Annotated in this window: 9 protein-coding genes; 7 read left to right on the top strand and 2 right to left on the bottom strand. The window is 55.9% G+C overall.

Annotated features, from left to right (window positions below):
* The first annotated feature begins 17 nt into the window (after positions 1-17).
* On the top strand, positions 18-431 hold the full coding sequence (locus GS632_RS03010; protein ID WP_171238886.1) for a universal stress protein: 414 nt from the start codon (positions 18-20) through the stop codon (positions 429-431).
* A 51-nt stretch (positions 432-482) separates the two neighbouring features.
* Here the strand turns inward: GS632_RS03010 and GS632_RS03005 are convergent, their stop codons facing one another.
* Positions 483-2,561 (bottom strand): ASKHA domain-containing protein, encoded by a 2,079-nt coding sequence (locus GS632_RS03005; protein WP_171721421.1) that lies wholly within the window; start codon positions 2,559-2,561, stop codon positions 483-485.
* A gap of 206 nt (positions 2,562-2,767) precedes the next feature.
* Between GS632_RS03005 and guaB the strand changes: the two genes are divergently transcribed.
* From guaB to GS632_RS02990, 3 genes are all read left to right on the top strand, one after another.
* The gene (gene guaB / locus GS632_RS03000) at positions 2,768-4,216 is read left to right on the top strand and encodes an IMP dehydrogenase (protein ID WP_171238884.1); all 1,449 of its coding nucleotides are present in this window, start codon (positions 2,768-2,770) and stop codon (positions 4,214-4,216) included.
* A gap of 74 nt (positions 4,217-4,290) precedes the next feature.
* Positions 4,291-5,448, top strand: a complete 1,158-nt coding sequence (locus GS632_RS02995; protein WP_171238883.1) for an RsmB/NOP family class I SAM-dependent RNA methyltransferase — start codon at positions 4,291-4,293, stop codon at positions 5,446-5,448.
* Positions 5,449-5,558: 110 nt separating this feature from the next.
* On the top strand, positions 5,559-7,850 hold the full coding sequence (locus tag GS632_RS02990) for an ATP-binding protein (RefSeq protein WP_171721410.1): 2,292 nt from the start codon (positions 5,559-5,561) through the stop codon (positions 7,848-7,850).
* On the opposite strand, the gene GS632_RS02985 is transcribed toward GS632_RS02990, so the two are convergent.
* Complete coding sequence (locus GS632_RS02985) at positions 7,851-8,444, bottom strand: sulfotransferase family 2 domain-containing protein (RefSeq protein ID WP_171174090.1); 594 nt, start codon at positions 8,442-8,444, stop codon at positions 7,851-7,853.
* Between the two features lie 192 nt (positions 8,445-8,636).
* Here GS632_RS02985 and recA point away from each other — a divergent pair, with 192 nt between their 5' ends.
* The 3 genes from recA to GS632_RS02970 all read left to right on the top strand — a co-directional run bounded on the left by recA (position 8,637) and on the right by GS632_RS02970 (position 12,847).
* The gene (recA, locus tag GS632_RS02980) at positions 8,637-9,704 is read left to right on the top strand and encodes a recombinase RecA (RefSeq protein WP_171174088.1); all 1,068 of its coding nucleotides are present in this window, start codon (positions 8,637-8,639) and stop codon (positions 9,702-9,704) included.
* 181 nt (positions 9,705-9,885) lie between these two features.
* The gene (gene alaS, locus GS632_RS02975) at positions 9,886-12,558 is read left to right on the top strand and encodes an alanine--tRNA ligase (protein WP_171238880.1); all 2,673 of its coding nucleotides are present in this window, start codon (positions 9,886-9,888) and stop codon (positions 12,556-12,558) included.
* 1 nt (position 12,559) lies between these two features.
* Positions 12,560-12,847, top strand: a complete 288-nt coding sequence (locus GS632_RS02970; protein WP_171174084.1) for a DUF1330 domain-containing protein — start codon at positions 12,560-12,562, stop codon at positions 12,845-12,847.
* Positions 12,848-13,059 lie beyond the last annotated feature (212 nt).

Here is a 13,059-nt window from a genome sequence, read left to right as displayed (position 1 = left end):
CAGATTTGGAGGCCTCGATGTATAAAAAAGTTCTTGTCCCTATGGCATTGGATCACGGCATATCTCAGCATACGCTGGAAGTTGCACGCGCATTGTCGGAAAACGGGGCCGACATAATCGCATTGCACGTTTACGAAATGCCACAGGGGTCTGTCAGTGCCTATCTGGATAAATCCCTTGTCGCAGAAGGTTTTGAACGTGCGCGACTGAAATTGCTTGAAAAAGTCGAGGGCCTTGAAGGGGTGAAGTCCGAAATCGTCAAAGGCCATACGGCCCGAACGATCATTGATTATGCCACAAGCCAGGGTGTCGATTGTATCGTCATTGGTTCTCACCAACCGGGGTTGAGCGACTATTTCCTAGGATCGACAGCTTCGCGCGTTGTTCGTCACGCGCCGTGCGCCGTGCATGTGCACCGCGGTTTGACTTGATTTCTGGCATTGACGGCCATTGAACTTGGAAGTTCTGCAAGGAACGACCGGCTAACGTAAGCCGGTCGTTCCAATGCATGATTGCCCGCGACGCCGACGGCGACGACCGCCACCGGCTTCGGCGTCGGCACCGCCGGTATTGAAGCTTGGGTTGGGCAGCCTGACAACCTGCGCCAGTTCCGGGAATGGATCAGTTTTGTGTGGAATCGCGTTGGCCGCGACGAAGTGATCCTGGAACTTTGGTTCGATAGCGGTTTCAATTTTCGTGATCTCGCGTACGACGCGTTCAATCTCAGTCCGCGCTGCGATATTGCACAGTGCAATACGTGCGCCGGTTCCTGCGGCGTTGCCCGCGCTTGAGACTTTCTCAAGCGGCGCATCCGGTATCATGCCTAGTACCATTGCGTGTTTGGTTGAGATATGCGCCCCAAACGCGCCGGCCAAAACCACACGGTCCACACGGTCGACATCCATTTCATCCATCAGCAGGCGTGCACCGGCATAAAGAGCCGATTTTGCCAGCTGGATCGCGCGGATGTCGCCTTGGGTGACGGTGATACGCGGGCCACCTTCGGCGCTGGCATCGTGGATCAGATAGGCATGGGTTCGGCCTTCGGGGACACAGCGTGCTGTGCCAGTCTGCTCGGCCGAGCCAATCAACCCGCTTTCGTCCAGCAAGCCTGCAATGCGCATTTCGGCAACGGCTTCGATGATGCCGGAACCACAGATGCCGGTGATTCCTGTGGTTGCGATATCAAGGTCAAACCCGTCCTCATCCGACCATTTCTCGGATCCGATCACGCGAAAGCGGGGTTCTTTTGTGACTGGGTCGATCTCAATCCGCTCAATTGCGCCGGGGGCTGCGCGCTGGCCCGAGCTGATCTGAGCGCCTTCGAATGCAGGTCCGGTGGGCGACGAACAGGCCAGAACGCGGCTGGTGTTGCCCAACAGGATTTCCGCGTTGGTGCCGACGTCCACAATCAATACCAGATCTTCGGATTTGCCTGGTTCTTCTGACAACGCCACGGCGGCGCAGTCCGCGCCCACATGGCCTGCAATACAAGGAAGGATATAAACCTGCGCGCGTGGATTCATGGTCGTCAGATCCATGTCACGCGCGGGCAGGGACATGCTCTCCGAAGTTGCCAGCGCAAAAGGTGCTTGCCCAAGCTCAACCGGATCCAGCCCCAACAGCAAGTGGTGCATGACCGGGTTACAAACAAATACGGTTTCCACGATCAGGGATGCGTCGATCTCGGCCTCTTGGGCAATTGAGGTCGTCAGATCGTTGATCGCTTCGCGTACGGCCTTGGTCATTTCCTGATCGCCACCAGGATTCATCATCGAATATGAAACGCGGCTCATCAGGTCTTCGCCAAACCGGATCTGCGGGTTCATCAGACCCGAGGACGCCTTGACCTCGCCGGTTTCCAGGTCGGTCAGGTGGGCCGCAATGGTGGTCGAGCCGAGGTCGATCGCCAAGCCATAGAGCCCGCCTTCATGCAGGCCCGGCCAGATTTCGACAATTCGGGCAACGCTGTCGTTGTGGCCCTTGTGAACGGCCACTGTGACCTCCCATTTGCCTTTGCGCAGAACGGGCTGAAGCTTGGACAATAGCGATAGATCGGCTGTGACAGCTTCGATCTTCCATTGTTCGCGCAGGGTACGTTCCAAACGCTCAAGATCCCCGGTGGGCGAGTGCATGTCGGGTTCTTCGACGACCACGAAATACAAGCGTGTCGCGGGATCCATGGTGATAGCACGCGCCGCCGCAGCCTTGCGTACAACTTGACGATGCACCTGGCTTTCGGGCGGGACGTCGATCACCACATCGCCTTGCACCGACGCCTGACACCCCAGACGACGACCCGGTTTCAGACCACGTTTATCGTCATAGCGCTGTTCAACCGCGTTCCACTCGCTCAGCGCGTTTTCGGATACGGTGACACCATGCTTGGGAAATTCGCCATAGCTGGGTGTGATCTGGCATTTAGAGCAGATCCCACGCCCGCCACAGACCGAATCCAGATCCACACCCAACTGGCGGGCCGCAGTGAGAATCGGGGTCCCGACGGGGAAGTGTCCGCGTTTGCCAGAAGGCGTAAAGACTACAAGAGGATCGGTGGTCATCAGTGACATACCTTTTCATATTCGCGCGTATGGGGCGCAAGATATGATGTTGAGCGCAAAGGGAAAGGCCTATCAGCGGCACGATTTGCTCAGCTAGCGGCGTTTTCTGCACAGCGATGGCTCAGAGTTGCGCTGGGGGGCTTTCCCTTTGGTTAAATCCATGCGATAGGGTCGCCGTCAAACGGGCTTTTGCATGGGGTTTTCAGATGCAGATTCGTGAGGCACTCACCTTTGACGACGTTCTCCTGGTTCCGGGCGCATCTTCTGTGCTGCCGGCAACGGCGGATACCACCACGCGGGTGACGCGTGAAATCACAATGAACATCCCGCTGCTAAGCTCAGCTATGGATACTGTGACCGAAGCCCGCATGGCCATCGCCATGGCACAGGCAGGTGGCATCGGGGTCATCCACAAGAACCTTTCGGTCGAAGAGCAGGCCCGTGAAGTGCGGCGTGTCAAACGGTTTGAATCGGGCATTGTTTATAACCCGGTGACATTGCGCGCGGATCAGACGCTGGCGGATGCACAGGCCTTGGTGGAACGCTATAACTTCACCGGCTTCCCTGTTGTGGATGCGGAAGGTCGTGTCGTGGGTATCGTGACCAACCGTGACATGCGCTTTGCAACATCGGACGATACTCCGATCAAGGCGATGATGACGGCTGACAATTTGGCCATGCTGCAAGAACCCGCTGATCTGGAAGAAGCCAAAAGCCTTATGCGGGCACGACGCATCGAAAAGCTGCTTGTGGTTGACGGCCAGGGGAAACTAACTGGCCTTCTGACGCTAAAGGACACAGAACAGGCCGTCCTGAACCCCACCGCTTGCAAAGATCGGCTTGGTCGTTTGCGAGTGGCTGCTGCAACTTCGGTGGGTGATGCAGGATTTGAGCGGTCCGAACAGCTGGTTGATTCCGGCGTCGACATCATTGTGGTCGATACGGCGCATGGTCATTCTCAGGGTGTTCTGGACGCAGTCAAACGCGCGAAAACCCTGTCGAATGAGGTTCAGATCATCGCAGGAAACGTCGCCACGGGCGAGGCGACCAAAGCGTTGATCGATGCGGGTGCTGATGCCATCAAGGTCGGTATCGGCCCTGGGTCGATCTGTACGACGCGCATGGTGGCGGGTGTTGGCGTGCCTCAGTTGACTGCTATCGGAGATTGCGCCGCCGCAGCGGGTGACGTTCCGGTTATTGCAGATGGGGGCATCAAATTCTCGGGCGATTTTGCCAAGGCAATTGCGGCGGGGGCCTCCTGCGCCATGGTCGGCTCGATGATTGCAGGCACCGATGAAAGCCCGGGCGAAGTGATTCTGTATCAGGGTCGTTCGTTCAAATCCTATCGTGGGATGGGCAGTCTGGGTGCAATGGCACGCGGATCGGCTGATCGTTACTTTCAGAAGGACGCAGCCAACGACAAACTGGTACCGGAAGGCATCGAAGGGCAGGTGCCCTACAAAGGGTCTGCCAGCGCAGTGATTCACCAACTTGTGGGCGGTTTGCGCGCAGCGATGGGGTACACGGGGTGTGCGACCGTTGAAGAGATGCGCAAAAACTGCAGCTTTGTCAAAATCACCGGTGCAGGTCTGAAGGAAAGCCATGTGCATGACGTTCAGATCACCCGCGAAAGCCCGAACTATCGGGTGATGTAATCTGTGGACCTGTTGCACGCGGCGCCCTGATCCGGGCGCCGTTTTGCGTGTCCCTGCACCTCAAGGAACTCGACATGACCCCGGTAGCCCGTGTTCAGGCCTCAATAGAAATCCTCAACGAGATTCTGGACGGTGCTCCGGTTGAAAAAGCGTTGACCGGATGGGCCCGTCGCAGCCGTTTTGCGGGCTCAAAGGATCGCGCGGCAGTGCGGGATCACGTTTTTGATGCCCTGCGATGTCAGCGGTCCTTTGCAGCACTTGGTGGCGCCGACACTGGACGCGGTTTGATGATCGGAGCGATCCGGGCACAGGACGGCGACGTTTCCGCAATGTTCACCGGCGACCGTCATGCTCCTGAACCGGTGCTACCCACAGAGACGCCACGCGCCTTCCGGTCCGACGCCGAACGGCTTGATATTCCCGAATGGCTTTGGCCTCGATTTTTCGCCTCGTTAGGGCCTGACACACAGGCGTCGGCCGAGGCCTTGCAGTCTCGCGCGCAGGTACACCTGCGGGTGAACCTGCTGAAAACTGACCCGGTGTCTGCGATTGCCGCACTCCGGGCGGATGGCGTTACGGCTCAACCGCATCCGTTTTGCACAACGGCTTTGGAAGTGACTGATGGCGCGCGGAAGATCGCGCAAGGTAGGGCCTATCAAGATGGGTTGGTGGAGTTGCAGGATGCGGCCAGTCAGGGGGTTGTTGCAGTGCTGGATCTTCAGCCAGGCATGCGTGTTCTTGACTATTGCGCCGGGGGTGGCGGCAAAGCGCTGGCTATGGCCGCGCATGAGGGGGTAGAAGTCTTCGCCCACGATGTAAATGCGGGGCGCATGCGTGACCTTCCCGCGCGAGCAGAACGCGCGGGAGCCAACGTCAAGATATTGACTTCAAAAGATATTGCTGAACACGAGCCCTATGACATCGTGCTGGCTGATGCACCCTGTTCCGGCAGCGGATCATGGCGGCGTGCACCTGCTGGAAAGTGGTCGTTGACCGAAGAACGCTTGCATGACCTCACGCTTGTTCAGGCAGGTATTCTGGAAAGCATTTCCCCCTTGATCCGATCAGGCGGCGTTTTGGCTTACGCTACTTGCTCGGTCCTGGCTGACGAAAACGGGGCTGTAGTCGATGACTTTTTGCAGCAAAACCCCGAATGGACAGAAACGTTCCGCAAATCATGGCAGGTCACACACGGGTCTGATGGTTTTTTCACCGCGCACTTGACGCGCTGACCTTTCGGCAAATAACAACCTTAGGTAGAAGTTCGCTTTTCGCGTTTTGTTAAGCGCGCGTTAACCATTTGTGCTGTTACTGCCGATACCTTTGCCCTTGAGCCTTTTTAATGCCTGATACTGCCGCTTTGTTACGCGACCCTACTGCTGCCCATCAACCCTCAGCGATGCGCCTAGGATCGTTGCTGGTGTTGGCTTTATTAATCACGATAGCACCTTTCACAGATTTGGTGCCGCCCAACTGGGGCGCAGGCCTGAAAGTGGCGGGTCTCTCTCTGCTAGGTGTTCTGCTTTGTTTCGTAGCCAAAAAACAGGTGGAGCTCAGATTCGAACTGCGTAGCATTTCCATTATGCGCTTATTTTCGGAACTAGAAGATGCTCCGGTTCTAGTTGCTAACGGGTATGGTGATATTCTGCTTGCCAATACGCACGCACAAAGGCGGTTTGGTGCCGAAGCCGAAAAACCACTGACCTTGTGCCTGCGGTCGACATTTTCGAACCCGCAAGCAGTTTTGTTCAGGCTGCAATCTCAGGCACATTTGAGCGGCCGTGCATACGAGGAATTTCCCAGCAATGCCAACATGATGGCTGTAACAGTTTTCCGATTGAGACCCGAGGTATATTGCTGGCGCTTTCAGGAATGCGACGACAAAAGCTGCCGAGAGTTAACCATCCCGGTTCTCTCCGTTGGACGCAAAGGTGAAATCCTGCAGTTCAATTCTGTCGCCGAAAAGATGTTTGGGGCTGATCTTGGCGATTTTCAGGACCTGTTTTGTGGTGGGGCGCCAAGTGTGGGGGCGATCAACCAGGTTCGAACTCGAAATGGTGTGGATTCGGTTGCCGTTGCCGAATTGTCCTCATCCGGGTCGCATCGGCGATTGGGATTGATCCCTATACAACTGTCTTCACCTCCCGGGGCAGGCGCGTCGATTGAGGATCTGCCAGTGCCAATCCTTAACTTGTCTTCGGATGGCACAATTCTTGACACTAACAGGCTGGCTGCAAAGCTCTTGGGGAAAGACAGCCTCAAGGGAACCTGCATCAATGAAATTATGCGGGGGCTGCGCATACCACTTCGCGATTGGCTGGCGCAAACGGCTTCGGACGAAGACGTGCCGCGATCAGAGTTCCTGCAGTTGATCCGGGATGACAAAGAGGTCTTTGTGCAAGTAACTTTGAGCAAAGCTGCCATAGAGGGCAAGGCGGGTCTGATCGCCGTCTTGAATGATGCCACCGAGCTGAAAACACTGGAGGCGCAGTTTGTCCAGGGCCAGAAAATGCAAGCCGTGGGACAGTTGGCCGGCGGCGTCGCGCATGATTTCAACAACCTGTTGACGGCAATCTCGGGTCATTGCGACTTGTTGCTGCTGCGGCATGATCAAAATGACCCAGACTATGGAGATCTGGTGCAGATCAATCAGAACGCCAACCGCGCAGCAGCATTGGTCAGCCAGCTCTTGGCGTTTTCCCGGAAACAAACGCTAAGGCCCGAAGTTCTTGATCTGCGCGACACGATTTCGGACCTCATTCACCTTTTGAACAGATTGGTGGGCGAAAAGGTTCAGTTGACGCTCAGCCACGATCCAGTTCTCAAACCGGTGCGCGCTGACAAGCGGCAATTGGAACAGGTTTTGATGAACCTTGTGGTCAATGCCCGAGACGCGATGCCTGATGGTGGCGAGATTCGCATTGAGACTGAGGTCATGCGTCTGTCACACCCTCTCAGCCGAGATCGTGCAACGGTGCATCCCGGAGAATATGTAACGGTAAAAGTTGTGGACAGCGGCTCAGGTATACCGGCTGACAAGCTGCAAAAAGTGTTTGAGCCTTTCTATACAACGAAACGCACGGGTGAAGGCACTGGGTTAGGGCTTTCGACCGTTTATGGCATTGTGAAACAAACCGGAGGTTTTATCTTTGTCGACAGTGTGATGGGGCGTGGTACAGAGTTCACGGTCATTTTGCCGATTTGCACCGCCGCTGACGAGGTCGAAGAAAAAACTTCTGACCAACCCGACCCACAAAGCACGCGGCAAGGCGAAGGGGTTGTGCTTTTGGTCGAAGACGAAGCGCCGGTACGCGCCTTTGCAACGCGCGCATTGCGTTTGAAAGGGTATACGGTGCTTGAGGCGGACTCGGCGGAAGAGGCGCTCAGGTTGCTTGAGGATACCACTTTGAATGTGGATGTCTTTGTAACCGACGTGGTTATGCCGGGTATGGACGGGCCAACCTGGGTGCGCAAAGCGTACGAAACACGCCCGGACGCGCGGGTGGTGTTTGTCTCGGGCTATACCGAGGGCGCGTTCGGCGAATCTGGAACGGGTATCGCTAATTCGACATTCCTGCCCAAACCGTTCTCACTTAATCAACTGACCGAGGCCGTTTTTCAACAATTGAACTGATTACAACGCCGCATCGTGGATCGCAAATTCGGCGGCGAACCTGTTGCGGAATCGGCTTTCCGTATCTTTTGACAAGTTCAGGTTTGCGGCAGGCGACACGTTTTCAAGCGGCAAGTCGATTTCCATGTTTAGCCGTGTCTGCAGGAATTCCAGAATCCGGGTTTGGTTTTCGTATTTGAAGATATGCGTAGCACCACGACCGTTGCTGCGGGTGCGGAAGAACTGGCTTTGGCTGCCAACATCGGCGAACTCGGGACGCTTGTCTTGCATATAGGCTTGGACGAAAGCGTCGAAACTAACATCATGTGTGGAATGAGGGTGTCCAATCAGGTCATCGCGGTTGCGAAACCGATACCAGCTGCCCAGCCAGTCGATGGGTTCACGGACGACGGCCATTATTTCCATTTCTGTATCGTACATTTTCAGGAAGATGTTCTGAAAAAAACGATCAAATCGGCGCACCGGCGCATGTTTCAACTCAGGAGGATGTGTCACAACAAAATCCGCGCGGTCACGCAATGCACTGTGATACGCCGTGCTGCCGGTTTTTGGAACGGCAAGAAAAGCCAGACGTTCTTCATAAAAAACAAGCATATATCGCGTTCCGCTTCAATCTGATCCTCTGAGCAGATTGTCGTAAACGACTCTTTAACACAATTGCAGAAGAGTGAGTTCTGTAAGTTTTAGTTGAAATGTTCTCTTTTTGGTCCCATAAGGAACAAGAGGCGAACAAAGCAGCGATTGCCGCCCGATCAAGGGTGTGACAAAAAGGAAGGCGACAGGACAATGGCGGATCTTCTGACAATGAGCGACAAGAAAAACGCAGACAAGCAAAAGGCGCTCGACAGCGCACTGGCCCAGATCGAACGGCAATTCGGTAAGGGTTCGATCATGAAGCTGGGCGAAGGTGCCAAGCAGGATATCGAAGCAAGCTCGACCGGCTCTCTGGGACTGGATATCGCGCTGGGAATCGGTGGTCTGCCAATGGGGCGGATTGTTGAAATTTATGGCCCGGAAAGCTCGGGCAAAACGACTCTGACGCTGCACTGTATTGCCGAACAACAAAAACGTGGAGGTGTGTGCGCCTTTGTTGATGCAGAGCACGCATTGGACCCGCAATATGCTCGCAAATTGGGCGTCGATTTGGATGAGTTGCTGATCTCGCAGCCGGACACTGGTGAACAGGCACTGGAAATCACCGATACGCTGGTGCGTTCGGGGGCGGTCAACATGGTCGTGGTCGACTCGGTGGCCGCTCTGACGCCGAAATCCGAGCTGGAAGGCGATATGGGCGACAGTAATGTTGGCGTTCAGGCCCGTCTAATGAGCCAGGCGATGCGTAAGCTCACGGGTTCGATCAGTCGTTCGAACTGCATGGTGATCTTCATCAACCAGATCCGGATGAAAATCGGCGTGATGTTCGGCAGCCCGGAAACCACCACCGGTGGTAACGCGCTGAAATTCTACAGCTCGGTGCGTCTGGATATCCGCCGCATCGGTGCGATCAAGGATCGGGATGAGGTTGTCGGCAACCAGACCCGCGTCAAAGTCGTCAAGAACAAGGTTGCGCCGCCGTTCAAACAGGTCGAATTCGACATCATGTACGGCGAAGGCATCTCAAAAATGGGTGAGCTGCTGGACCTCGGTGTCAAAGCAGGCGTGGTTGAAAAGTCAGGCTCATGGTTCAGCTATGGCGATGAACGGATCGGGCAGGGGCGTGAAAATGCCAAGCAATACTTGCGCGACAACAACCGGATCGCATTTGAGATCGAAGATAAGATCCGCGCCGCGCATGGGTTGGATTTCGATATGCCTCCGGGTGCTGCTGAGGATGACGATATCCTGGAAGCTTAAAGGCCGCAGAACGGAGCAAGATCATTCGGTGGGTTTCGTTTCAAACAGAATAGGAAACTCCTGTAACAAGGCGGTCCAAAGGATCGCCTTGCCGCATTCTGGCACACCTCTGCTGTGGACACTTTTCTGACAGGGGGATAAACCTGCGGAGACCAAGATTTATGTGCGCCGAGAGAGCCCAATGCCAACCCTGAACGATATCCGATCGACCTTTCTGAATTACTTTGAAAAACAGGGGCATGAGGTTGTGGCATCCAGCCCGCTGGTTCCACGCAACGACCCAACGCTGATGTTCGTGAATTCTGGCATGGTCCAGTTCAAGAACCTGTTCACTGGTTTGGAAACCCGCGACTACACACGTGCCACAACCGCCCAGAAATGTGTGCGGGCCGGTGGCAAACATAACGACCTCGACAATGTGGGCTATACCGCGCGTCACCACACGTTTTTCGAGATGCTGGGTAACTTTTCCTTTGGCGACTATTTCAAGCATGAAGCAATCCCGTTCGCTTGGAACCTGATTACCAAGGAATTCGGCATAGACAAAAACCGCCTGCTGACCACCGTCTATCACACCGATGACGAAGCGTTTGAGATCTGGAAAAAGGTCGGTGTTCCCGAGGACCGCATCATCCGCATCGCCACCAATGATAATTTTTGGCAGATGGGCCCGACCGGTCCCTGCGGACCGTGCACCGAGATTTTCTATGACCATGGCGATCACATCTGGGGAGGCCCTCCGGGATCGGCCGAAGAAGATGGTGATCGTTTCATCGAAATCTGGAACGTCGTCTTCATGCAGAACGAGCAGTTCGAAGATGGTTCGATGGTCGAACTGGACATGCAGTCCATTGACACTGGCATGGGGCTGGAGCGGATCGGTGCGTTGTTGCAGGGCAGCCATGACAACTATGACACTGATCTATTCAAAACCCTGATCGAGGCGTCTGCAGATGCGACCGGCGTGGATCCCTATGGGGATCAAAACGTGCATCACCGCGTCATTGCGGACCACCTGCGATCGACCTCGTTCCTGATTGCCGATGGCGTCATGCCCAGCAATGATGGGCGCGGTTACGTTCTGCGGCGGATCATGCGCCGTGCCATGCGCCATGCGCACCTATTGGGGGCCAAGGATCCGGTGATGCACCGCCTTGTTCCAACGCTGGTGCAGCAGATGGGCGGGCATTACTCGGAACTGACGCAGGCCCAGCCCCTGATTGAAGAGACTTTGTTGCTTGAAGAAACTAAGTTCAAGCAAACACTGGATCGCGGCTTGAAGCTGTTGGATGACGAGGTAGCCGGGCTTGCCGAAGGCGCGCCTTTGCCAGGGGCTGCGGCCTTCAAACTCTATGACACCTATGGCTTCCCGTTGGACTTGACGCAGGATGCGCTGCGCGAGAAGGGTCGCGCCGTGGATACCCACGGGTTTGATTCTGCGATGGCAGAGCAAAAAGCCAAGGCGCGGGCGGCTTGGGCCGGGTCCGGCGAAGCTGCAGATCAGGCCGTGTGGTTTGATGTCTTAGATACGGCAGGTGCGACAGATTTCTTGGGCTACGAGACCGAGAAGGCCGAAGCGCAGGTTGCCGCGTTGGTCGTGGAAGGCACTCTCGTCGATGCGATCAAGGCCGGTGGCAGCGGCTGGGTTGTCGTGAACCAGACCCCGTTTTATGGCGAGGCCGGTGGTCAAATCGGTGACACCGGAGAATTGCGCCGCGTTGATGATCGCGACGACCTAAGCCGCGTGGATGACACCAAAAAGTTTGCCGATGGCAAAGTCTATGCGCATAAGGTTACAGTCGAAAACGGCACACTCTCCAAAGGGGACGCGGTCGAGCTTGAGGTCGATCACGCCCGCCGATCCGCCATTCGGGCCAACCATTCGGCCACACACCTGCTGCACGAAGCGTTGCGGGAGGCGCTGGGGGATCATGTGGCGCAGCGCGGCTCGCTGAATGCGGCGGATCGCTTGCGGTTTGACTTCAGCCATTCCAAAGCACTGAGCCTTGAGGAAATCCAAAAGGTCGAACGCGAAGTGAACAGCTTCATTCGCCAGAACTCAACCGTCGAAACCCGGGTCATGACACCCGACGACGCGCGCGAACTGGGGGCGCAGGCGCTGTTTGGAGAGAAATACGGCGACGAAGTACGTGTTGTCTCGATGGGCAAGGCCCCGACCGGCAAGGGACAGGATGGTGAAACATGGTCGATAGAACTGTGCGGCGGTACTCATGTGCGCCAGACAGGGGATATCGGCACTTTTGTGGTACTGGGCGACAGCGCCAGCAGTGCCGGTGTACGCCGGATCGAAGCGCTGACCGGGGACGAGGCCAACCGTTACCTCTCGGCCCAAGATCACCGGCTTGCTCAGGTGGCGCTGGAACTGAAAGCGCAGCCAGATGACGTGGTCGCCCGTGTGAAAGGACTGTTGGACGAACGCAAATCCTTGCAGAACGAAGTAGCTCAACTGCGTCGCGATCTGGCAATGGCCGGAGGCGCCGGACAGGGCGGCGGGGCTGATGCGCGTGACGTCAACGGTGTAAAATTCCTGGCCCAAACGCTCAGCGGAGTTTCGGGTAAGGATCTTCCCGCGCTGATCGACGAACACAAGGCCCGCCTGGGGTCGGGTGCAGTCCTTCTTATTGCAGATACGGGAGGCAAGGCAGCGGTTGCAGCCGGTGTAACGGAAGACCTGACCGGGACCGTTTCGGCGGTAGATCTGGTCAAAGCTGCTGTCGTCGAATTGGGCGGCAAGGGCGGTGGTGGCCGACCGGATATGGCCCAAGGCGGCGGCAAGGACGCATCGAATGCAGAAGCCGCAATTAAGGCCGCGGAACAAGTAATGGGAGGTTAAGATGGCAGCACTCTGGATCGCGCATGTAACGGTAACGGACGCCGAGGCATACGGAAAATACGCTGAACTGGCCGGACCAGCCATTGCCAAGCACGGTGGTGAATTCATAGCGCGCGCCGCACGGTATGTTCAGCTGGAAGGTAAAGAGCGGCCCCGCAACGTGGTCGCCCGATTCCCTTCTTTGGAGGCAGCGGTCGAGTGCTACAACTCAGACGAGTACCAACAGGCGCTGAATCACGCCCGAACCGCCAGTGAACGAGAGTTGGTCGTGGTCGAGATCACCGAATAAGTGTAGAACAAAACGCTGTTTTGCTGGTTTCAGCAGTTTTCAGCTTAATGTTGGGTATCGAGCCCTTAGAGCAGCCTGCATTTGCAGGCTGTTTATTTATTCTACTTTATTACAAAATCTTACGTCGCCTTCTTAATGTTTTTTTCCGCGTGAGTTTTCCAGAATTGTGGCGACTCTATCCAATTTCCCACCCGAAATTGTCAAATTGTAGA

The sequence above is a fragment of the Ruegeria sp. HKCCD7296 genome, from assembly GCF_013110775.1.
Lineage (GTDB): Bacteria > Pseudomonadota > Alphaproteobacteria > Rhodobacterales > Rhodobacteraceae > Ruegeria.
The sequence above is the reverse complement of the archived record's forward strand: the minus strand, read 5'-3'. Positions and strand labels throughout refer to the sequence as shown.

Coding starts and splice junctions, on each gene's coding strand:
- GS632_RS02985 (WP_171174090.1), bottom strand. CDS start 8,444: ATGCTTGTTTTTTATGAAGAACGTCTGGCTTTTCTTGCCGTTCCAAAA.
- GS632_RS02990 (WP_171721410.1), top strand. CDS start 5,559: ATGCCTGATACTGCCGCTTTGTTACGCGACCCTACTGCTGCCCATCAA.
- guaB (WP_171238884.1), top strand. CDS start 2,768: ATGCAGATTCGTGAGGCACTCACCTTTGACGACGTTCTCCTGGTTCCG.
- GS632_RS02970 (WP_171174084.1), top strand. CDS start 12,560: ATGGCAGCACTCTGGATCGCGCATGTAACGGTAACGGACGCCGAGGCA.
- GS632_RS02995 (WP_171238883.1), top strand. CDS start 4,291: ATGACCCCGGTAGCCCGTGTTCAGGCCTCAATAGAAATCCTCAACGAG.
- recA (WP_171174088.1), top strand. CDS start 8,637: ATGGCGGATCTTCTGACAATGAGCGACAAGAAAAACGCAGACAAGCAA.
- GS632_RS03010 (WP_171238886.1), top strand. CDS start 18: ATGTATAAAAAAGTTCTTGTCCCTATGGCATTGGATCACGGCATATCT.
- GS632_RS03005 (WP_171721421.1), bottom strand. CDS start 2,561: ATGACCACCGATCCTCTTGTAGTCTTTACGCCTTCTGGCAAACGCGGA.
- alaS (WP_171238880.1), top strand. CDS start 9,886: ATGCCAACCCTGAACGATATCCGATCGACCTTTCTGAATTACTTTGAA.